Genomic DNA, 23,213 nt, shown 5'->3' with positions numbered 1-23,213 from the left:
TCAGAATAGTTTAATAGTCGCTACTTACTTAACGAAGGAGGCCATCATATGTCCAGGAATTACCTCATTTCTACCCTTCTACTTTTTTTATATTTCCCGACCCAGAGTCAGGTTTTACGGCTGGATTCATCGTTTGCCAACTCCAGGCAAGTCTCGCGGCACATGTCTTTTTTCGTGGACACAACCGCCGCTCTTACCTTGTCCGAAGTACAGAAGCAGTCTTTTAGTCCCGTTGAAACTAACAACTTCCGCATACCTTTTTCAAACCATACCTACTGGTACCGGCTTACGCTGAAGAATGTAGGGGCGGACGAGGAAAAATGGTACCTCAGCTGGGATGACAATCCCATGGAGCAGATCGATTTCTACGTTTCTGAGGATAGTTCCGACCGAAACTACCACAAAACATCAGGCGGTGCATTCGTAGCCAAAGAGCAGCGGAAGTACCTGGGCACGAATCCCTACTTTACCTTTGAATTGGGGGATAGCGAGCAAAAAACAATCTACTTACGCGCCAGAACCCAGCGGGGTCAACGCGTACGAGTGATTTTGTACCGGGGCTCATCGTTTTTTCAGGAACAGGCCAAAGGCGAGAGCCGGGCGGGCTTTATCAGCGGGTTGGTCGCCCTTCGGCTTTTTTACATCGTTTTATTGGCGATTTTCGGGGTGCGGGAGTACGTTTTCCGGGCGTATTCTACCAAGCTAGCTATTCACTCGCTTAGTTATTGGGGTTTGACAGGCGACCTGGGAGAATTCCTTACCAATGCTCCTTTCCCGGCCGCACTTATCAATATTATTGCCCCTCACCTTATACCTATCAGCTATGTGATTGCAATTAAGGCACTTTTGCCCATCGGTCGCTTCCCCCCCTATGTCCGTTACCTGTTGAATGGCATCACACTGCTGGTGATTGCCTTGAGCGTGGCCATTGTCCTGGACTACCGCTGGTACTGGCTCCTGATCAGTACCTGGCTGGTACTTTTTTCTCAGGGAGTAGTGCTGCTGCTTTATGCCCTTTCGATGTTCCGCAGGTACTCTATCGACTGGTACTATTCGGTTCCCTTCCTGATGGGACTCATCAGCTATTTTTTCTGGCAGATGAGCCTGCTGGGTATCCTGAATGCGCCCTGGGTGTTCCAAACTTCCAGTCTCCTTTTCATTGGTGAAATATTCGTTTTCGGGCTGTTTCTGGGTAAAATCATTCGCAACTACGAGCGGGTGAAAACAATGGCGCAGCAGAAGCTAGAGTTCACCGAGGCCCAAACCGAAAAGCTGAGAGAACTGGATACACTGAAAACCAATTTCTTTGCCAACATTTCGCACGAATTTCGCACCCCGCTGACTCTGCTGGTGGGGCCGCTGGCCGATTTCAAAAACAAGTACCCTGCCGAAAGCCTGATTCCGGCTATGCAACGCAACGTGCGCCGCCTGCACGACCTTATCAACCAACTCCTCGACCTTTCGAAAATAGAAGCGGGACAACTCAAGCCCACATTGGTCAGGGCCGACCTAGTAAAATTTCTCCGACCTGTACTCGCCTCGTTCGAATCCCTGGCCCAGAGCCGCAATATATTGTTTCATTACGAGCAGAACAGGCAGGAAAAGGAAGCTCTTTTCGATCCCGATCAATTGGAGAAAATCGTAACCAATCTGCTGTCCAATGCCTTCAAATTTACGCCCGACAATGGCCGGATCGAGGTAATGGCCGACTATTCTGCGCGAGAATTGCTCCTTACCGTGCGTGACTCTGGCATTGGAATCCCGGCAGCCCGCTTGCCCCATATTTTCGATCGATTTTATCAGGTCGAGGCACAGGACGAATATGTTCAGGAAGGAACGGGTATCGGTCTCTCGCTGGTCAAGGAGTTGGTTGGGGTGCTACGGGGAAACATCGAGGTGGAGAGCGAGCCAGAACGAGGAAGTACCTTTAAAGTACGGCTGCCCATAGATCCCCAAACCTGGGCAGGGTACCCCATTCGCGAGCATGACGTAGTTTTACAGCCCAGTCTGCCCGAAAATCCAGGAGACGGGGTACCTTCGGGAAACAGTTTTCTTTCGCAGGAGGCCGAGCCCGACCAAGAGGTCGATCATGACGACATGCCCCTGTTGCTGGTGGTTGAAGACAATCCTGACCTACGGGCTTATATTCGCTCAATCTTCGAAAAAAAGTACCGGGTCATAGAAGCAACTGATGGAAAAAAAGGTCTTTCAGAAGCCTATGAGCGCATTCCCGACCTGGTGGTGTGTGATGTGATGATGCCCCGGCTCGACGGCTTCGGCTTTTGCAAAGCACTCAAAGCCGACTTTCGCACCAGCCATATTCCGGTCATTATGCTCACAGCCAAAGCCACTCTGGACGATCGGCTCGAAGGACTTAAATTAGGGGCTGATGACTACCTGACCAAGCCCTTCGACCGCCAGGAACTCAGCGTGCGGGTTCAGAATCTGCTGAAGCAACGTGAACTCCTGCGGCAGAAGTATAGCCAGCAAATGAATGAACCAAGTACAAACACTTCCGTAAAAGACACGGAGCAAGTCGAAAAATATCCAGTTGGGGACGAGCCAGTCCGGGACCATCCATTCCGGGACTATCCAGTCCGGGACGAATTTCTGGAAAAGGCTATTGAGGTGGTGAATGAACACCTTGCCGACAGCAGCTTCAGCATCGAGGAATTTTGCCAGACCATGCAGGTAAGCCGCACCCAGCTGCACCGTAAATTGAAAGCGCTCACCGGCCAGAACAGCACGGAGTTTATCCGCAATTTTCGGCTCCGTCGCGCCGCCGAACTGCTCAGTACGGGTAGGTATACTGTATCGGAAGCAGCCTATCAGACGGGTTTCGAAAGCCTGTCCTATTTCTCGAAATCTTTTCATGAATTGATGGGTATTCCTCCCTCCGAGTGGGGGGCCATAGCTAATTACCAGCCCAATCCCCCAACTTTCTCTTTTTTGACGAGCCACTCAATCTGAAATTGAGTGGCTCTCTCATTTTCAGTCACTTATTAAAATTCTGGAACATAGGAGCAAAACGTTTGGAACATAGGAGCAAAAGAAAATTGTCCTGATGCAACATAAGAGCAAAAGATGTAACATAGGAGTTAACATCCGACGGGGAGGTTTGAATAGGTTTGTGTCACAATCAGGAGAGCGTTGGTGCTTTCGTGTATTTGTTCATCTCGACTTACCGAAAACCTAGTAGTACATGAAAAACGATTTACTTTTTCCGATCCGGAAAACCTACACCTACCTGAGAGCAATGCTGCTTGTCATCAGCCTGCTCATACTGGCTTCGCCTTCCTTCGCCACTATCCGCTACGTCGATGATGCCCGGCCCGACAACAACGGCGATGGCCTCAGCTGGGGCACGGCCTTTAAAGACCTGAAGCTGGCCATATCCGTTGCCCAGGCGGGCGATGAGATCTGGGTAGCCCAGGGTACCTATAAGCCCACGACCAATCCTGCCCAAAATGGGGCTTCGTTTTCGATGAAGGAGGGCGTAGCCATTTACGGTGGCTTCACCAGCGGGCAAGCCAACCGAAACGACCGCAACCCTGATCCTGCGACGAACAATACCCTATTGAGCGGAGATATCGACAACGACGGCCTCCCGACGGGCAATAGCCGTACTGTCGTGTACAATAACTCGAGCCTAACGACGGCAGCTATCCTGGATGGCTTCACGATCACGCATGGAAACAGCAACGCGGCTTCTGGGGGGGAATGTACAATGAAAACAGTAGTCCAAAGGTTGTCAATTGCCGGTTTGTCGGCAATTCAGCGCAAATTGGCGGGGGCATGTACAATACGTCTACCACCGGAAATGTCTGTAGTCCGACGCTGGTCAACTGTACTTTTCAGAACAACTCAGCCAGCTTTGGCGGAGGCATATACAACAATGGCAGAACTGGTACCAGTAGCCCCACGCTGACTAACTGTGCTTTCATCACGAATACATCTGCTTCCGGTGGCGGTGCTATGTATAACGACGCCAGTTCAAATATGGGGGGCAACAGCAGCCCCGTTCTAACCAACTGTCGGTTCACGGAAAACTCTACTACCGGCTCCAATACCTTTGGTGGGGCCGTCTACAATGTAGTCAACGCGGCCAGTGGAACCAGTGATCCGGTCTTTACCAATTGTTCGTTTCAGGGCAATACTTCCACCAGTTTTGGAGCTGCCGTTTTCAACTATGGTGGAACAAGCGGTGTCAGCAGTCCTACCTTTACCAACTGTTCATTTCAAGCCAACATATCCTCCACTACCAACGTAGGAGCTATAACCAATTACAGCATGACTGGGGCAAGAAGTGTACCCCTGACAAACTGTGTGTTTTTTGATAATGGAGGAAGTGGCACGATCAAAAACCTGATTGGTGGCACTTCTACTGCTTCATACAGTCTATTCGAGCCCTCGGTAAACAATTATATCGACGGGGGAAATAACCAGACTACCTCCGTCAATCCCTTTATTTCCACCACCAGCACCGAACTGCGTCCGGGCTCACCTGCCATCGACGCGGGTAATAGCGCGGCCAACGCCACCTGTACCGATCTGGCGGGCAATGTCCGAATACTCAACAACATCGACCTGGGAGCTTACGAGTTTGGCGCTGCCCTGCCCTACTCCGCCGCCCTCAGCGGTACGGCCACCATTCCGGCGGGCGGCACGGCCAATCTGGCCGTTGCCCTCGGTGGTGGAGCTGCTCCTTACACGGTGACGTATGTACCCAATGGTGGTAGCAATACGCCCGTAACCGGCTATACCAGCGGGGCCAACATTCCCGTCAGCCCTAACGCTACGACAACCTACCGGCTGGTCTCGGTCACCGACGCCAGCGGTTGTGCGGCGACACTCGCAGGTACCCCGCCGGGTGGTAGCGCTAACGTCACGATTCAGGCTCCCCCCCCACCATCACTTCTCTCTCACCCGCCAGCGGGCCTTCGGGTACGGAGGTGACCATCATGGGCACCAACCTGAGCAACACCACCAGCGCGCTGCTGCGGGGGATTCCCTGCAAGGTCACGCCCGTGTCGGCCACGCAGGTGCGGTTCATTGTGCCCGCGGCGGCTTCGGGCGGGCCGGTGCGGCTGACTACGCCGGGCGGCACGGCGCTGTCCCCGGCGGCCTTCGCCGTCACGCGGGACAATATCCTTAACTTCCCCCTGGTGACCGAGAACTTTAACAGCATCGCCGTGGGCAACAGGTTCGCCCCCACCTTCACCGACCTGGACGGCGACGGACGGCTGGATATGCTGGTCGGGGAGCAGGATGGCAGCCTCAGCCACTACGAGCAGGACGCGCCCAATGCGACGAGCTTCACCCTGGTGACCGATAACTTCAACAGCATCGACGTGGGTGGCAATTCCAAGGCCACCTTCACCGACCTGGACGGCGACGGACGGCTGGACCTGCTGGTCGGAGAATTCGATGGCAACCTCAACCACTACGAGCAGGACGCGCCCAATGCGACGGGCTTCACCCTGGTGACCGATAACTTCAATAGCATCGACGTGGGCTTTAATTCCGCCCCAACCGTCACCGACCTGGACGGTGACGGGCTGCTGGACCTGCTGGTCGGAGAAGCCAATGGCACCCTCAGCCACTACGAGCAGGACCCGCTCAATGCGACGAGCTTCACCCTGGTGAACGAGCGCTTCAACGACATAGACGTGGGGGGAGCTTCCACCCCCACCTTCACCGACCTGGACGGCAACGGGCGGCTGGACCTGCTGGTTGGGGAAAACGCTGGCAACCTCAACCATTACGAGCAGGACGCGGCCAATTCGACGAGCTTCACCCTAGTGAACGATAAGTTCAACAACATCGACGTGGGCTCAGGATCAATCCCCACCTTCACCGACCTGGACGGCGACGGGCTGCTGGACCTGCTGGTCGGGGAGCAGAATGGCAACCTCAACCACTACGAGCAGGCTACGGCCACCGTCAGCGGCGGTGGCACGGTCTGCGAAGGAGCCACCGCGCCCAGCGTGGAAATCGCACTCAGCGGCGGCGCACCCTACTCGCTGACCTACTCCGACGGCACCAACTCCACCACCGTCAACGACATCAACAGCGACACCTACACCATTACCAATCCCGCGGCGGGCACCTACACCGTCACGGCCGTCAGTAACGTTTATGGAGCCGGCACGGCCAGCGGCAGCGCCATAGTCACGATCAATCCACAACCCATGGCTACCGTCAGCGGCGGCGGCACGGCCTGCGCCGGGGCCACCGCGCCCAGCGTGTCCATTGCCCTGACCGGCGGCGCGCCCTACTCGCTGACCTACTCCAACGGTACCAATTCCACCACCGTCAATGACATCAACACCAGCCCCTACGAGATCACAAACCCGGCATCCGGTACCTACACCGTCACGGCCGTCAGCAACGCCAGCTGCACCGGGACGGCCAGCGGCTCAGCCACGGTAACGATCACTTCCCGCCCAACAGCCCCGACGCTCTCGGCCGCTCCAGGCAACACGACGACCAACCAGCCCATCACCGTCACGGCCAGCGGCTGCGAGAGTGGTACCCTCAACTGGAACGCCAACGGTGGCACCGACAACGAAAACGGTACTTACCTTTTCAACGATCCGGGTAACTACTCGATCTCAGCAACATGTACGGTGGACGGCTGCACTAGCCAAGCTTCGGAGACACTCAACCTGACGATCGGCGATTGCCCAACCATCACGGCCAGCTTTGAAGGTACCACCACCCTCTGCGCCGAAGAAAGTACCAACCTGAGCATCACCCTCAATGGCGGTACTGCACCTTACACAGTAGTATACTCCGACGGCAGCACCAACACCACGCTGAATGACTACACAAGCGGAACCACCTTCAACGTCAGCCCCGGCAGCACCACGACCTACACAATAGTTTCGGCCACCGACGCTAACGGCTGCACAGTCACCGCCGGAAGCTCAGCTACCGTTACGGTCAACCCACGGCCCACAGCCTCCGTCAGCGGCGGCGGCACAGCATGCACCGGGGCCACAGCACCGAGCATCATCATCACCCTGACGGGCGGCGCGCCCTACTCGCTGACCTACTCCGACGGTTCAAACAGTACCACCGTGGACAACATCGACAATAACTTCTACTACATCACCAGTCCCACGGCGGGTACCTACACCGTCACGGCCGTTAGCAACGCCAACTGCACCGGAACGACCAGTGGCAGTGCCAGCGTGACCATAAAGCCGCTCCCCTCGGCCCCGACAATCTCGGCCAGCCCCGCTAACACGACCACCAATCAGCCAATCGTCGTCACGGCGAGTGGGTGCGAAGGTGGAACTATCGACTGGCTGATAACGGGCGGAACTGGCGTAGCGGATGGCAATCAATATACGCTCAGCCAGCCAGGTAGTTACCAACTTGGAGCTACCTGCACCCAAGACGGATGCGTCAGTTCCTGGTCGAATATCCTCAGTCTGACCATCGGCGATTGCCCTGCCATTACGGCTGGCTTTGAAGGTACTACCACCCTTTGCGCCAATGAAAGTACCAATCTGAGCATCACCCTCGATGGCGGTACTCCGCCTTACGCGGTAGTATACTCCGACGGCAGCACCAACATGACGCTGAACAACTACCTGAGCGGCACAGAATTCGCCGTCAGCCCGGCCAGCACCACGACCTACACCCTCGTCTCGGTCACGGATGCCAATGGCTGTGCGGCTACCTTTAACACCGAGAGTAATAGCGCCACGGTCACCGTCAACCCCGTGCCTGACGCCCCTACCCTGTCGGCCGATCCGGGAACCACGACCACCAACCAGTCCATCACCATATCGGCCAATGGCTGCGAAAACGGCACTATCACCTGGTCACCGACCGGCGGCACGGGTCTGGCAAGCGGCAACCAGTATACCTTCAGTCAGCCAGGTACCTACTCGATCTCAGCGACATGTACGGTGGAGGGTTGCACCAGCCAAGCTTCGGAGACACTCAACCTGACGGTCAACAACTGCACACTGGCTCTGGGCCAGCCCATGGTGACCGACCTGACTTGCTTCCAGAGCGGCGACGGGGTTATTTCCCTGACCGCCACGGGTGGGACAGGTACACCGTCCTACACGCTCAACCCTGGCAACGTGCAGAGTGCCACCGGCAGCTTCAACGGCCTGAGCGCGGGCAGCTATACGGTTAGCGTCACCGACGCCAACAACTGCACGGCCACCAGCGGATCGATCCAAGTCGACCAGCCCGAGGCTGTGCCCGCCCCGACTTTGTCGGCCGATCCCGGCACCACGACGACCAACCAGCCTATCACCGTCTCGGCCAATGGCTGCGCCGGTACCCTCAGCTGGAACGCCACGGGCGGCACCGAAAACGAAAACGGTACTTACCTTTTCAACGATCCGGGCAGCTACACGATTTCGACCACATGCACGCTGGACGGCTGCACCAGCGAATCGTCCAAAACGCTCAACCTGACCATCAATAGCTGCTCTACCATTACGCTGACCAACCAGAGCCAAACTGACGTTTCATGCTTCGGAGCCAACACCGGCAGCGTTACCCTCACAGCATCAGGTGGCACGGGCCCCTACACTTACTCGATTGGCGCAGACAGCAACACCGACGGCAACTTCGATGATCTGGCGGCCGGCTCATACAACGTCATCGTTACCGATGCCAACCAATGCTCAGCCAGCACAATTGTCCTTATCACCCAGCCCGACGCACCACTGACCCTAACGCCCGGCTCACAGACCGATGTCGCCTGCTTTGGCGGTAGCACGGGTAGCCTGACCGTTTCGGCATCGGGCGGTACAGCTCCCTACACCTACTCAATCGGTGGAGACAGCCAGCCGGGTGGTACTTTCGATGAACTTGCGGCCGGAATCTACACGGTCACCGTCACCGATGATAACGGATGCACAGCCAACACGCCGGTCACCATCGCCCAACCCGACGCAGCCCTGGGATTGCAGACTACCGCACAAAATAATGTCAATTGTTTCGGCGGCAACGACGGCAGCTTCACGGTCAACGGCACCGGCGGTACGGCTCCCTATACCTACTCGATCGGCGGAGATAGTCAGCCGGGCGGTACTTTCGGTGGCCTCTCGGCGGGTACCTATACTGTCATCCTCACCGATGACAATGGATGCACCGCAACTACCTCTGTCACCCTGACCCAGCCCGAGGCGGTGCCTGCCCCAACGATCTCGGCCAGCCCCGCCACCACGACCACCAACCAGCCCATCACCGTCTCGGCAACGGGCTGTAGCGGCACGGTCAATTGGAACACCAGCGGCGGCACCGACAACGGCGATGGCACCTACACCTTCATGGCTGTGGGCAGCTACTCGATCTCGGCCACCTGCACCGTCGGCGGCTGCACCGGCCCGGCCTCGGAAACCCTCAGCCTGACGATCAACCCCTGCCCCACAATCACGCTCTCCACCACCAGCCAGAGCAGCGTCAGATGCTTCGGCGGCAACGACGGCAGCTTCACGCTGAGCGCCTCGGGTGGCACCGCCCCTTACACCTACTCGATCGGCGGGAACAGCCAGGACAACGGCACCTTCGCCAACCTGGCGGCGGGCACCTATTCCGTTTCCGTCACCGACAACAACGGCTGCACCGCTACCACCGGCGTAACCATCACCCAGCCCGCCGCTCTCGCGCTGACCACCTCGGGCAACACGGCCGTCCTCTACGGCTACGGCAGCTCCTGCACCACCCTGACGGCCTCCGCTTCGGGCGGCACGGGCCAGATCGCCCTGGCGTGGAGCACCGGGGCCACGGGCGGCTCGGTGCAGGTCTGCCCCTCCCAGACGACGAGCTACACCGTGACGGCCACCGACGCGGCGGGTTGCACCACCAGCAAGCAGATCACCGTCTCGGTCACCGACGTGCGCTGCGGCTACGGCGGGGTGAAGATGTGCCAGGGCGGACGCGAGGTATGCGTGGCCCAGTACCTGGTGGCCACCTACCTGCGCTTCGGCTACACGATCGGGCCCTGCGGCGCGGGCAACACCCGGCAGGCCGCCGACGAGCCGGCCGAGCCCACGCTGAGCCTGTCGCTGAGTGCCTACCCCAACCCCACCACGGGCCATGTGACAGTGCAGGTGCAGAGTCCGGGCTCGGGCAGGGCCACCTTCGAGCTGGTCAACGCCCAGGGGCGTGCCGTACAGCGGCAGGCGCAGCAGCTGAGCAAGGGGCTCAACGAGGTACCCCTTGAGCTGGGGGTGCAACCGGCGGGTAACTACCTGATCCGCTGCGTCGACGCGCAGGGGCGACAGGCCGTCGTGCGCGTCCACAAAGAGTAGTCTTTTTTTAATCCCTGGAACTCCTAAAAAAAGCCGCCGACTGCGATTCAGTCGGCGGCTTTTTTGGTAAAATCCAATTAGTAGTAAGCCCATTTTTTGTTGCTTGACCACCTGGCTTTTGTAAAATACTGGCTTGATTTCTGCACGCTTTTGTATCTAAACAGCTCCTTTTAATCAAATTAATTCGCAGTTTTGTAAATCCGCTACAGTTAATGGTACCCCCTTTCAAGTAGTGCTCCCCTCTTTTTGCTCACTGATTTAAAAAGCAATCCATGAGAAAAGACTGACCTATTATAATCCATTTCATGAAAAAAATTGGTTTACTGTTTGTCTCGCTGCTGTTTGCGCTCAACCTCGCTGCGCAAGTCATCACGCTCGACGCTCAAACAAGTACTCCCTTTGTAATTTCCGATCAGGTTAAGCAGTTCGTGGACTCCACGGCAGCTTTATCGCTGGCCAAGGTACAGAATAACGATTTCCAACCCGTTGGAAAGAGTGTTTTTCACTTCCCATTTTCGGATAACGCCCACTGGTACCGCTTCACCCTGCGGAATGATACGCCGGAACGCCATACGTGGTATCTGGAATGGGGAAATTCCATTGTTGAACAGGTAGAATGTTATCTGCCTCGTCCCGACGGCACGTATCAGGTGTTGCGGGGGGGGACACTCGTACCAGAAAGCGACCGAGCCTATGATGGCCCAATTCCGTACTTTGAACTCGGACTGGCGACTGGTCAGCAAAAAACCGTATACCTGCGGGTGAGGAGTCAGCGGGGACATCGCTCGGATATAGTGATCCATGATGCCCGTTCGCTTCGCCGGGTAGAACTGGACGATGCAAGCACGTCAGGATTTGCCAACGGCATGGTGCTACTGCGTCTTTTCTTCGTATTGCTGCTGGCAATTTTCGCGGTCAAAGACAGGGTATTCCGCGCTTACAGCTTCCTGCTGGTACTTCGCTCACTGGGTTTTTGGGGAATTCGCAGCGACCTGGGTGAACTCTTTACGGATAATCCTGACCTTGCTACTCTATTGAATTTCCTGTCCTACCATCTGGCACCCATTGGTTATGTATTGATGGTAAAAGCCTTATTCCCGTTTGAGCGGCTGCCGGGCCTGATACGCCACGGCCTGAACGCGATTCTGGTAGCAGTACTGCTTTTAGGGGTCATCGTTACCGTCGATTATAACTGGAAATGGTTACTGGCCAGCCAATATCTCGTTTTGCTGGCCCAGATTTTTATCTTCGGGATGTATATCTATGCCCTGGCCAAAAGACTGAAGATCAACTGGTATTACTCCGCCCCTTTTCTATTAGGGATAGGTAGCTACTTTTTTCTGGTGCTGAGTTCGGTGGGTGGAATCGACGCAGACTGGGTATTTGGGGTAGCTTACCTGTTGTTTTTCAGTGAAATTTTTGTTTTCGGCCTGTTTCTGGGAAAAATCATTCTCGACTACCGCCGGGAACGCGAAACGGCCCAGCAGAAAGCGACCTTACAGGAGGCGCAAGCCGCCCAACTCAAAGAACTGGATGCACTTAAAACCAATTTCTTCGCCAACATCTCCCATGAATTCCGTACTCCGCTCACCATGCTGGTAGGGCCGCTGGAAGACTTCCGGCAGGAGCAACCTGCCAACCCCCTCATCCCGGCCATGCAGCGCAGTGTACGGAGGCTCAGGTCGCTCATCGATCAGCTACTCGACCTCTCGCGGCTCGAAGCCGGACATCTGAAAGCAGATATTGTTGAGGCCGATCTGGCCGTTTTTTTGCGGCAGTTGTTTGCGTCTTTCGAGTCACTGGCGCAGAGTCGAACCATTATTTTCAATTACCAGCAGAATTTTGGCAACCACACGGCCCGTTTCGACCCCGATAAGCTGGAAAAGATCGTCACCAATCTGCTATCCAATGCCTTTAAGTTTACGCCCGAAGGCGGGCGGGTAACGGTAGACGTGACCTTCACCAACTCCGACCTGACGCTGCTGGTGCGGGACTACGGTATCGGGATCGAGGCGGAGCGGCTGTCGCATATCTTCGACCGCTTTTACCGGGTAGAAAGTACGGGACAAAACAACACGGAGGGAGCGGGCATCGGCCTGTCGCTGGTTCACGAACTGGTGAAAGCCCTCAAAGGACAAATCCGGGTCGAAAGCGAGCCGGGCCGGGGTAGTATCTTCACGTTGCGGCTCCCAACCGACGCCACTACCTGGGCCGAATACACCGCCGGGGAAAATGCCTCCAACTTGGCCCTGGCTACCCCGGAAGCTGATGTTCCGAATCACGGCGATACTCTTCCTGAACAGGGTTCCCGGCCGGACGATACGCCACTGCTACTAATCGTGGAAGACAATCCCGACCTGCGAAGCTACATGCTCGGCATTTTTGGAAAAAACTACCGGATCATCGAAGGCCATGACGGGCTGGACGGCCTCGAACGCGCTTTTGAGGAAATCCCGGACCTGGTCATCTGCGACGTGATGATGCCCCGACTCGATGGTTTTGGTTTTTGTAAAAAACTCAAATCCGATCCCCGCACCAGCCACATCCCGGTAGTGATGCTCACGGCCAAAGCCACCCTCAACGACCGCCTCACGGGGCTGGAACTCGGGGCGGATGATTACCTGACGAAGCCTTTCGTGCGCGCCGAACTGGAACTGCGGGTGCAGAATATGCTTCGGCAGCGCGACCTGATGCGCCGCAAATACAGCCGTCAGTTGACCGACCCCACGGCCCGTAACCAGGATTCCCCCGTGGTGGAATCGATCGATGAGAAATTCCTCCGGAAGGCGATCCGCACCGTGGAAGAACTGGGGAGCGACAGCCAGTTTGGTATCGAGAATCTCTGCGATGCCCTGAACACCAGCCGCTCCAATCTGCACCGGAAGTTAAAAGCCCTCACCGGCCAAAGTACCACGGAATTTATCCGCAGCATCCGCATCCGCCGCGCCGCTGAACTACTGAAACAGCCGGATGCCAGCGTGTCGGAAGTGGCCTATCAGGTCGGGTTCGAGAGCCCCTCCTACTTTTCCAAATCTTTCAGCGACCAGATGGGGGTTTCTCCCACCGACTGGGTCGCCAGCAAAAAAAAGAGTTAAGGGGCAAGGCAGGACAACAATCCAGGCGATGTCCCCCTTTAACCGTTCTCCATTCCCCCCTTTACCGCCAAAACCCCGTTTCCAGCCACCGAGCGGGGTTGGCTGCAACAATAGTACACGTCTGCAACAATAGTACACGTCAATTTTTCTGGTTTTGCAACACTAGTGGTAGTGATTGCAACAATAGTGATAGTCGAGAAGAGAAGCGGAAGGTAGTTTTGTGCGTAACCATTTTCCACCGAAAGGGCAGCGGCCTTTTCCGCCCCTATTTTTTCAACCAAACACTTCACCTCATGAAACTATTACTGCTCTCGCTCTCGGCCTTTGTCAGCGTCATTGGCCTTTTCGATTTCAGCCAGTTCGATCACCTGGACATCACCGGCGACCGGTTCGACATTTCCTGGGGCGACATCACCGATGACCTGTGGCGATAGAAACCGGTGATTTTTTTTAAGTATTTTTTACCCATTCTAAAAATCATTCCTATCATGAAAAATCATTTACCCTATTTCAGGTTCAACAATCTGATGGCGCCGCGCGCCGCAGTACTGCTGCTTGTGCTGTCGTTTCTCATGACGCCGGCCCTGGCCATTACCCGCTATGTAGATGCCGCCCGCCCCGACAACAACGGCGACGGCCTGAGCTGGGCCACGGCCCACAAGTACCTACAGACGGCCCTGGCCGCCGCCCAGTCCGGCGACCAGATCTGGGTGGCCCAGGGTACCTACAAGCCCACGACCAGCACCACCGACCGCGAGGCCACCATGGCCCTGAAAGAGGGCGTGGCCATCTACGGTGGCTTCACCAGCGGGCAGATGAACCTGACCGACCGCAACATTGACCCCGAGACAAACAACACTATCCTGAGCGGCGACATCGACAACGACGGCACGCTTGAGAATAACAGCTACTTTATATTCGTCAACAATGGGGCACTGTCGTCGTCGGCCATTCTGGACGGCTTCACCCTCACCGGTATCAACACGCCGACAAGTTTCACGCGGGGGGGAACGATCTGGTTACAAAGCCCCAGCGCCGACACCCCCTGCAGCCCTTACATAGCCCACTGCCTCTTCCGGGACAATTACGCTGGCAATAACGGAGCCGCCTCCTTTGTAGATGGCAACAGCAGTCCGCAATTTGTAAACTGCACCTTTCGTAATAACTCCACGGGGGTATTTCCCCTATACGGAGCCGGCGGTGCTATTTATATATCTGGGGGGTATGGTACTACTACCAAACCCCAGTTCATCAACTGCGCCTTTCAGAGCAATCGGGCAGGCTTTCAGGGGAGCGCCATCCGTATTGACCAAGGTGGTGGTGGTGGAGAGGCTACGCCTACCTTGATAAACTGTTCTTTCCAAGGACAGCAGCGGGCAGGTGCTTTGGCGCCTGGCAATGCTATTTATAAAGCAGGAAGCGGCCCGTTAGCCATAATGACTAACTGCATATTCTGGGACAACGGTAGTAACGCATTTTCTCAGAATTCTAGGAATACAAATGTCAATGTCAATGCCAGCTACTGCCTGTTCGATGCTGCGATGGGCAACTACCCGGGAACGAGCAACCTGACCACCACAGTCAATCCGTTCGTATCCTCCACCAGCACCATGCTGCGCCCCTGCTCACCCGCCATCGACGCGGGCAACGATGCAGCTTACGAAGGCCCGGCCACCGATCTGGCCAACAACCCGCGGACGGTGCGCACCATCGACATGGGCGCCTATGAGTTTCAGGGGGCTGCCCCCGTCCCCATTCAGGGTATCCTGATTAGTGGCAATACAAACATCACCACGGGCTATGGTAGTAACTGCACCACGCTCACGGCCAGCGGGGGCACGGGTACGTTCACATACACCTGGATGCCCGGCAATCTGACAGGGGCCAGTGTGCAGCTCTGCCCCACCGAGACCACGACCTACACCGTGACGGCGACCAACTCCAGCGGCTGTTCCGCCAGCCAAACGGTGACCGTGGATGTGCAGGACGTGCGCTGCGGCTATGGTGGGGTGAAAATGTGCCTGGGTGGTCGGGAGCTATGCGTGGCGCAGTACCTGATTCCTACCTACCTGCGCTTCGGGGCCACCATAGGCGGCTGCAATAGGCCCATTCCAACGCGTATCGGTTACGAGTTGGAATCGCAAGAACCGAAGCTGGGACTGTCGCTGAAAGCCTACCCCAACCCGACGCTGGGCCGGGTAATGGTGGAAGTTCAGATTGAGGTAGCCGGCACCGCACAGTTCGACGTGCTGGACCTGGCGGGGCGGAGCGTGGAGCAGAGGGCCCTGCCCCTCACTGAAGGTACCCACGAGGTAGCCTTCGACCTGGCTTCCCGGCCAGCGGGCTCCTACCTGATCCGTTGCCGCGATGCGGTGGGCCGGCAGGCTGTCGTGCGTGTCCATAAGCAGTAATAAAATTGAAATAATTCAAAAATAAGGCTAATTCAATTCTAGATAAACCAGCCCTGTTTTTGGGATCTGGTAGTCTTGTCGGAAAAATGGGATAAGTCCGGAAAAATAAAAAATCATGGACAATTAGGCCCATAAAAGCAAAAAGTGGAACATACGAGCAAAAGATGGAACATAAGAGCAAAGGATTTTGGGCTCTGGAGACTTATATTTGCAACAGGCATCCGGAATAGGTTCACGGTTATTCCCCGCTCAACGTTCCTAAAATAGTACTACCCGTTTTCCCGTCGCCGGGAGACAGGTACCTGGCCTTCCTTCCACACCTGATTGCAGACAACTACGATTGGAACACTATACACACACACCCAATTGTTCCGTTGTACTTTGACGTTCTCTCCGGTGAGTTCCCCATGCAGGATTTTACCTGTTTGGGAATCACCGGGGAGAGGCCAGGGTACCCTGCTGCCTCCTCTCCTGGGATTTCAGCCGGAAGGCCACCCAGAGGGTTGAGAAATTACGGGTAGGTTGAGAATTTGTAGGTTCCTTCCTACATTTACCTGATGAAAAACTTTCCTGCCTTTCTTTTCGGACTGCTGGTACTCATGGCCCTGGGGATGTCATCGTGCCAGGAAACGTACCCTCCTTTGGCGGAAACGGAAGAAACCACGGTACCCTACGCCCTGGTTTCGGTGCTTCAGCCCGGCAGCGCCACGGAAGCTACGGTGGAGGTAAAAATCCCCCAAACAGAAACCGAAGATTTTCGGGTCGACTTACGCGATAAATCAGGGCATAGCCTACCCCTCCAGACGGGTTCCAATGTGGGGGTAGCCAATTTTAAGCTGCGTACCTATTCGGCCAGCCAACTCGTAGCCGGAGAGCCATATACGGTTCAGCTCACGTACCGGGATACCCGGAATAACGAAATTACCGTGAACCGAGCCTTTACCGCCCGGTCGTCCGGTTCCTGGACGAAACTCCCCCATGCTCCGATTTTTGGAGGAGACTATACCGGTGCGGCCCTGCTTTCACCTTTTTTCCAATCCCGCATCGCTGTGTATCGGTACGCCACCGAAAGCAACTGGAATTTGCTGCGGTACAGTCAGGGTTGGGAAAGCACGGTAGCTACCAACCCGCTGCCTAGGCACGGAGCCATCACGTTTCAGCTGGCCTATTTTGGCACCAACGAGCAGATTTTTACCGGCTTTGGCTATATCACCAATGAAAAAATCCCCGGCAAAAAAGCCTACCTACCCGATCTCTGGTCGGTCGGCAATTTCTTTTCGCTGGGCGGGAATACTACCCAGGTTTTTCACGGTTTTGGAGCTGTCGATGCCACGGTCAAGTTCTTCACCACTATCGATGAGGTTTTTATTATAAAGGAACATGACCTGGGTACCATGTACTCCATGAATTTCCGTTGGGAAGAGAAGCCCGTTCGACCCTTTCCGGAAAAGACCGGAAGCCTGACGGCCTTCACCCTCGATGAAGTAGGGTATGTACTGAATCAGGTACCCGGTACCGCCCCGCATTTGTACGCCTATTACCCGCAGCGCGATCAATGGGAGCGTAAAGCCGATTTGCCGGGGGGCGAACGCACCGAAGCCGCGAGCTTTTCAGCCCACGGCAGGGGCTACGCGGGTCTGGGCTTGAGCGCCGAAGGTACGGGCCTCCGAGACCTGTGGGAATACGATCCCGGGCTGAACACCTGGCGTTACCATTCGGAGTACCCCGGCCAGGGTCACCAGTTGCTCATCGCCCTATCGGATCAGGAAGAGGCGTACCTGGGCTGGGGTTATGAGAGCCGGACCGTCGAAGGCTCACAGGCCCGACAGCAGGTAGGGTGTACTGATTTTTGGAAATTCGTTCCTTAGCTATGAGATGTGGATTATGAGATATTTTTATAGTCTCTCTTTTCTTTTACTGAGCCTTGTCTTCAATTCCTGCGTGGAAGAGGTACAGCTGCCGCCGCGTTCGGTGGAGTCGCGGCTGGTGGTGGAGGGGCTGGTTACCAACGAGGCTCCTCCCTATTCGATTAAATTGACCTATACGGGGGTGTATAATTCACTGCTGTACGGACAGCAGGAAATCCCCGTCAACGGGGCCGCCGTAAGCATCACCGAAGTCGGGGGACGTACGGTTCAGCTACAGCAAGACCCCATCACGCCGTTTTTTTACTGGCAGCGCGACCCAACCTTCGTAGGTACCGTGGGCAAGAGCTACCAGCTTACCGTAGAACTGACCGATGGGACCCGCTACGTTTCCGACCCTGAACCCCTGCATGAGGTACCCCCCATCGACCGTCTCTACGCCGAGTACCGCCCGCGCCCGAATGACGATTTTTCTAATCCCGATCAATACGAAGTCCTGCTCGACACCCAGGACCCCGACACGCCCGGCAACTTCTACCGCTGGTCGGGCTACGGCTACGTGCCGCGCTTCTCGACGGGTGAACCCAGGGGATTCGCGGGTAAATGCTGCCAGTACTGCTTTTATCCGATCTACGGATCAGGCTCCGACGTACAGTCCGATGCCCTGATCAATGGCAAGGCCATCAGTCGCCGACCCGTGCACGCCTCCCCCATCTACTATCCCGGCCAGCATTTTATCGAAATCAGGCAGTATTCCCTCAGCCAGAAGGCCTACCAGTTCTGGGTTCGCTTCGAGGAGCAGCGCAAGCGAACAGGATCGCTGTTCGACCCCCTGCCAGCCTCCATCGAGGGAAACCTCCACAGCGAAAACGACCCGACCCGGCTAGCCCTGGGGTACTTCGGCGCCTCCGCGGTGAGCACCCGCCGGATGATTATCCCCGGCGACACGTTGACCGTCGGTCGGATCGAGATCAAGTACGGTACTGAGTTTGTCAAGGATGGGAATTGCCAGCGGGTATACAGTCAGGGGCAGTTGCTGGCTCCCGAGAACTGGCTTAAATAGTGGACAGTTGACAATGGACAATAGACAGTTTGAACGCTGGTTTGCGCATGTAACCTGCTCCGCGGGAAGGTACCTTTGTAATGCACTTTGGTGTGTAATCCTACTCGTTCCGCTAAGCGGATTGGGTCAGGGATGGACGTTGCGCGGACGGGTACTGGACGATTCGACGGGGCGCGCGGTGGTAGGTGCGTCGGTGGTATCGCCTGTTTCCAAGGCATCGACGCTGACCGATAACGCAGGACACTATACGCTGCCCCTGAAAGCGGGTGAGCAGGTTGTGCGTTTTTCATCGGTAGGTTATTTTTCCAAAAGCCTGCCCATCACCTACCGCGAAACGCTTTCGGACTTTGACGTGATCCTGCTCCCGGAAATCAGACAATTGCAGGAACTGGTCGTGCGCGATCGTGCGCCCGACGCCAATGTGCGGGCCAGCCAGATGGGTGTGGCCACGCTGGACATCAAAACCCTCAAAAACATTCCGGTCGTATTTGGCGAAACGGACATCATCAAAGCCCTTACCCTGCAACCCGGCGTGACCACGGTAGGTGAGGGTTCGGCGGGTTTCAACGTCCGGGGCGGACGTACCGACCAGAACCTGGTGCTGCTCGACGGCGCGCCCTTGTTCAATACCTCCCACCTACTGGGCTTTCTGAGCAGTGTCAATGCCGACGCCGTGCGGGATGTGAACCTCTACAAAGGTGATATTCCGGCTGCCTACGGTGGGCGCCTGTCGTCGCTGCTGGCTATGACCACCCGCGATGGCAATAAGGAACGACTCCGTTTTTCCACGGGCCTGGGCCTGATGACGGGCAATTTCACCGTAGACGGTCCGCTTACGCACAATAAACGATTGACCTTTGCGGCCGGAGGGCGTATTGCCTACCCTAACCTGCTGATCCGCCGTTTTCCCGAACCCACCAACCAGAACCGGGCGTTTTTTTACGATGTCAACGGGCGGCTCTCGTACGAACTTTCGACCAACAGCATCGTATCGGCCACGGTGTACCGGAGCAGCGATTCGTTCAAATTCCCCGAAGACACACTCTACGGCTGGCAATCGACCACGGCTACCCTCCGCTGGAACAAGCGGCTAAACCAGGCTTTGTCTTTTGAACTCGCGGGCCACCTCAGCCACTACACCTTCCAGCTGGAAGGCATTTCTCCTACCAATGAATACACCTTCCGATCTGGCATCCGCCAACACGACGCCCAGGCGCGACTACTGTGGGTGCCCAATCCGGCGCATACGCTCGAAGGTGGCGTGAGCGTGACCCAGTACCACTTATCGCCAGGCAATCTGGCGCCCGTGGGTGAATCGAATATCATCGAAATCCAGGTCGCACCCGAGCAGGCGCGGGAAGCCGCCCTCTATGTTTCAGACGAGTGGGTACCTGCCCCCTGGCTATCGGTGCGGGCGGGCATTCGCTACGTAGCTTTCAGAAATGTGGGACCAGGGCGGTTTCTACACTACGATCCTGAGGTACCCCGCAGCGCCGAATCTGTGCTGGATACGGTTTTGTTCACCAAGGGCAAAGCACTGGCGCGTTTCGGGGGCTTCGAGCCACGGCTGTCGGTGCGCCTCACGACGGGGAAAGCCAGTTCGTTGAAAATGAGCTATACCCGCAGTCGCCAGTACCTACATCTGATCTCGAACACCACGGCTATTTCGCCGGTAGATTACTGGAAACTGGCCGATCCTTTTGTCCCCCCGCAGGTGGCTACCCAGCTGGCGGTGGGTTATTTCAAAAATTTCAACGACAATGCAATAGAAGTATCCCTGGAAGCCTATCAGAAACAATTGCAGAATCTGGTCGAGTACCGCAATGGGGCTACCCTGTTGCTAAACCAGCATCTGGAAACGGACTTGCTACCCGCGCAGGGAAAAGCCTATGGCCTTGAAATAAGCATACAAAAAACGAAGGGTATTCTTACCGGCCTGCTTTCCTACACCTACAGCCGGACGTTTGCACGGGTGAATACCCCCTTTTCCCGCGATCGGATCAACGGCGGCGACTGGTATCCGGCTACCGTGGACCGTCCCCATAGCGCCACGGCTTCGGTACAGTGGAAATGGCGCAAAGGCTGGACCTTCGGCACGAATTTCGTGTACACCACCGGGCGGCCCATCACCTACCCCGATGGTACCTACCGCCTCAACGATGTGGTGGTGCAGGATTTTTCCAGCCGCAACCTCGACCGCATCCCCGAATACCACCGTATGGACATCGCCTTCACCAAGGACACCCGGCAAAAGCCCGATCAGCCGAAATATACGCTTTGGTCTTTTTCCTTTTATAACCTCTACGCCCGTAAGAATCCCTATTCGATCTATTTTCGGCAAACCGGCACCCGGCTGGTGAGCTACCGCCTGTCGGTATTCGGAACCATCATCCCCTCGATCAACTGGAAACATTATTTCTGAGAGAAAGGTACCCTAGCGCTCCTGGCTCCTGGTTTCGTCCCCTTCTTTGTAGGGGATATAGTACAGCACCAGATTCATCATTTCATTGGTCGAATTCCAGCCATAGGTGACTTCGCGCGCGGGCTGGCTAGGATTCTCCGGATTTTGGGAGGTGTTGTCGTAGGTCGCTTCGGCGATGATGGTCGATCCCGCGGGCAAATGCAGCAGGGTCTTGAACTGGTAAGTCATTTGCCAGGCGTAATCCCAGTCCTCTATTTTCACAAAGGGTACCAGCTCTCCGCCTGGCGTAATGGCAAAGGCCCGGAATTTTTTTCCCAGAAAATGCATGTGGGGCATGACCGAAATCAAAGAAATAGCCTGCTGGGTAGGTCCATAACTCATGTAAAAGGTAGGTTTGCTCTCGGCGGGCAGTACAAACGGCTGATTGGTAATATCATTTTCGGTCAAAGTCAAAGTTCGAACCTCCCGCTCTACCTGGGCCGAGTCGGTGAGATAGAACCGAACGCCCGACTGGTCTGTCTCGTCAATGGGTGAAGGTGCATAGTGCATATTGAGCAACAAGTCGGTACCTGCACGGATGCGCTTGGCCGTACCGGGTGGAAAGTTCACACGGTCATTGCCGGGTACCCAGCCATAGAGAAAATCCTCTTCGAGGGGTGTTTTCTGAAATTCTATCACGCGCGGGTCGTCTTCCCGCATTCCGTCGATGCCGCGCATGGTACGGGTAGTATCGGTCATCAAGCGGCTGTGGTGCAACACCTTGCGATTACCTACCTTAAACTCGATGGCTTTTACGTAAACGTCTTTTTCCAGATTAGTGGGGATATTGAAGTAGCGAAAATCCTCCCGTTCATTTCCGATGATTTCATAAGGCTTCGTCATGGACCATTCCAGAAAATCGGCCGCAGAGGTACCTTGTACAGTATCGTTCTCGATCGAAACGGACTTATTCCTACTGCGCTTGCCTTCCGGCGATCCATGGGTCACCCAAGCCTGAATGGTCGAGATTTCCTCCTCCGACAAGCCCCGTTCATTGGCATACTGCTGAAAATTCCGGTCTGCCCGAAACGGGGGCATATACCGACTTTGGGTGACTTTGCCGATAAATTTGGCCCGCTTGGCGACTTCTTCGTAGGTGGTCAGTGGAAAAGGCCCTATCCCTCCCTTGCGATGGCATTCGATGCAATTACTTTGCAGAATGGGCGCTACGTCGGTCTGGTAAGTGACAGGACGCTGGGCATACCCCCGCACCCCTGCCACCCAGATAATCGCAACAATATACCTACTCCACTGCATGCGTAAATTCTTAATTGAACACCTGTATATACCTACCCAAATATAACAGAAAAAGCGGGCTCAAAGGCCCGCTTTTTCTGTTATAAAGTACTCAGGACTATTAGCGTACCTGCACTGTGATACTGCAGTTCGTAGCCAGGTTCTCGTTACATACCGAGGGGCTCCAGCTTTTGTAGACCAAGCCGTTGTCAGCCACCAAATGCCAGGAAACAACCAGATTGTCACCAGCGATGAACTGTGCCGCAGCGGTACGTTTTCTGGCCTCGCTAAATACCGGCACCGCGGTGGTTCCATCGTATTTGAAGGTAGCCGATTTGAACAGATCGTACACCTTGCTGGCATCAACCGTGAACTTGTTGTCTTCGTAGGCGGCTACCGCGTCCAGCGTGGTGAGGAGCTTGGTACCATGATTGGCCACCGCGGGGTTTCCATCCTTGTCTATGTAAGGCTCGGTAAACTGAACGTATAATTCAATTTTGTTCACCGTCACCTTGTTGTCAAAGGATGCCCAGAACAATTTAGCCTGGGCCGGGGTGGTGGCGAAGGTAGCCGGCTTGATGGACAGAGCGTCCGGTCCTCCCCGCAAAGTACTGCCAAAGTCGGGATTGAAAGGGTCCTTCTGTGCCACACCATTGACGAGGAAGGTACCAAAGCCGCTTGCCGCACCTTCGAACTCCACGTTGGGGTCCAGGTCAGGATTCTCGCAGGACATCAGAATGGCTAAGCCCACCGCAAGAAAAGAAGAGGTCAGTCTAAATATTTTTTTCATAGT

General features: G+C 55.8%; 12 protein-coding genes. 10 read left to right on the top strand and 2 right to left on the bottom strand.

Translation table 11 applies throughout. The annotated features are described in order from the left end of the window. Window positions 1–162: 162 nt before the first annotated feature. From GBK04_RS18445 to GBK04_RS18405, 10 genes are all read left to right on the top strand, one after another. Window positions 163–2,970, top strand: coding sequence for an ATP-binding protein (locus GBK04_RS18445; protein WP_373331103.1), 2,808 nt, complete (start codon window positions 163–165; stop codon window positions 2,968–2,970). 232 nt (window positions 2,971–3,202) lie between these two features. After that, complete coding sequence (locus tag GBK04_RS30765) at window positions 3,203–3,928, top strand: DUF1565 domain-containing protein (RefSeq protein ID WP_373331102.1); 726 nt, start codon at window positions 3,203–3,205, stop codon at window positions 3,926–3,928. Between the two features lie 47 nt (window positions 3,929–3,975). Continuing rightward, window positions 3,976–4,956 (top strand): choice-of-anchor Q domain-containing protein, encoded by a 981-nt coding sequence (locus tag GBK04_RS18435; RefSeq protein WP_373331467.1) that lies wholly within the window; start codon window positions 3,976–3,978, stop codon window positions 4,954–4,956. 5 nt (window positions 4,957–4,961) lie between these two features. After that, window positions 4,962–10,289 (top strand): FG-GAP-like repeat-containing protein, encoded by a 5,328-nt coding sequence (locus GBK04_RS18430; RefSeq protein ID WP_152762175.1) that lies wholly within the window; start codon window positions 4,962–4,964, stop codon window positions 10,287–10,289. 305 nt (window positions 10,290–10,594) lie between these two features. After that, window positions 10,595–13,384: an ATP-binding protein gene (locus GBK04_RS18425; protein ID WP_152762173.1), complete on the top strand. Its 2,790-nt coding sequence runs from the start codon at window positions 10,595–10,597 to the stop codon at window positions 13,382–13,384. A gap of 293 nt (window positions 13,385–13,677) precedes the next feature. Further along, window positions 13,678–13,818, top strand: coding sequence for a hypothetical protein (locus GBK04_RS30760; RefSeq protein ID WP_373331101.1), 141 nt, complete (start codon window positions 13,678–13,680; stop codon window positions 13,816–13,818). Window positions 13,819–13,872: 54 nt separating this feature from the next. Then, window positions 13,873–15,795, top strand: a complete 1,923-nt coding sequence (locus tag GBK04_RS18420; RefSeq protein ID WP_152762171.1) for a choice-of-anchor Q domain-containing protein — start codon at window positions 13,873–13,875, stop codon at window positions 15,793–15,795. A gap of 557 nt (window positions 15,796–16,352) precedes the next feature. Continuing rightward, window positions 16,353–17,663, top strand: a complete 1,311-nt coding sequence (locus GBK04_RS18415; protein ID WP_152762169.1) for a Kelch repeat-containing protein — start codon at window positions 16,353–16,355, stop codon at window positions 17,661–17,663. Window positions 17,664–17,679: 16 nt separating this feature from the next. Beyond that, on the top strand, window positions 17,680–18,723 hold the full coding sequence (locus GBK04_RS18410; protein ID WP_152762167.1) for a DUF4249 domain-containing protein: 1,044 nt from the start codon (window positions 17,680–17,682) through the stop codon (window positions 18,721–18,723). Between the two features lie 13 nt (window positions 18,724–18,736). After that, complete coding sequence (locus GBK04_RS18405) at window positions 18,737–21,145, top strand: TonB-dependent receptor (RefSeq protein ID WP_152762165.1); 2,409 nt, start codon at window positions 18,737–18,739, stop codon at window positions 21,143–21,145. Between the two features lie 12 nt (window positions 21,146–21,157). Here GBK04_RS18405 and GBK04_RS18400 read toward each other — a convergent pair whose 3' ends face one another. Both GBK04_RS18400 and GBK04_RS18395 read right to left on the bottom strand, forming a co-directional pair. After that, window positions 21,158–22,441: a monooxygenase gene (locus tag GBK04_RS18400; protein WP_152762163.1), complete on the bottom strand. Its 1,284-nt coding sequence runs from the start codon at window positions 22,439–22,441 to the stop codon at window positions 21,158–21,160. 100 nt (window positions 22,442–22,541) lie between these two features. After that, a complete protein-coding gene (locus tag GBK04_RS18395; protein WP_152762161.1) occupies window positions 22,542–23,210 on the bottom strand; it encodes a hypothetical protein in 669 nt (222 codons plus the stop codon). Window positions 23,211–23,213 lie beyond the last annotated feature (3 nt).

This window comes from Salmonirosea aquatica (assembly GCF_009296315.1).
Lineage (GTDB): Bacteria > Bacteroidota > Bacteroidia > Cytophagales > Spirosomataceae > Salmonirosea > Salmonirosea aquatica.
Note: the sequence above shows the minus strand (reverse complement) of the source record. Positions and strands in the feature narration are given on the sequence as shown.

Excerpts from the sequence above, each read along its gene's own strand:
- GBK04_RS18445 (WP_373331103.1), top strand. The coding sequence starts at position 163 with ATGTCTTTTTTCGTGGACACAACCGCCGCTCTTACCTTGTCCGAAGTA.
- GBK04_RS30765 (WP_373331102.1), top strand. The coding sequence starts at position 3,203 with ATGAAAAACGATTTACTTTTTCCGATCCGGAAAACCTACACCTACCTG.
- GBK04_RS18435 (WP_373331467.1), top strand. The coding sequence starts at position 3,976 with ATGTATAACGACGCCAGTTCAAATATGGGGGGCAACAGCAGCCCCGTT.
- GBK04_RS18430 (WP_152762175.1), top strand. The coding sequence starts at position 4,962 with ATGGGCACCAACCTGAGCAACACCACCAGCGCGCTGCTGCGGGGGATT.
- GBK04_RS18425 (WP_152762173.1), top strand. The coding sequence starts at position 10,595 with ATGAAAAAAATTGGTTTACTGTTTGTCTCGCTGCTGTTTGCGCTCAAC.
- GBK04_RS30760 (WP_373331101.1), top strand. The coding sequence starts at position 13,678 with ATGAAACTATTACTGCTCTCGCTCTCGGCCTTTGTCAGCGTCATTGGC.
- GBK04_RS18420 (WP_152762171.1), top strand. The coding sequence starts at position 13,873 with ATGAAAAATCATTTACCCTATTTCAGGTTCAACAATCTGATGGCGCCG.
- GBK04_RS18415 (WP_152762169.1), top strand. The coding sequence starts at position 16,353 with ATGAAAAACTTTCCTGCCTTTCTTTTCGGACTGCTGGTACTCATGGCC.
- GBK04_RS18410 (WP_152762167.1), top strand. The coding sequence starts at position 17,680 with ATGAGATATTTTTATAGTCTCTCTTTTCTTTTACTGAGCCTTGTCTTC.
- GBK04_RS18405 (WP_152762165.1), top strand. The coding sequence starts at position 18,737 with ATGGACAATAGACAGTTTGAACGCTGGTTTGCGCATGTAACCTGCTCC.
- GBK04_RS18400 (WP_152762163.1), bottom strand. The coding sequence starts at position 22,441 with ATGCAGTGGAGTAGGTATATTGTTGCGATTATCTGGGTGGCAGGGGTG.
- GBK04_RS18395 (WP_152762161.1), bottom strand. The coding sequence starts at position 23,210 with ATGAAAAAAATATTTAGACTGACCTCTTCTTTTCTTGCGGTGGGCTTA.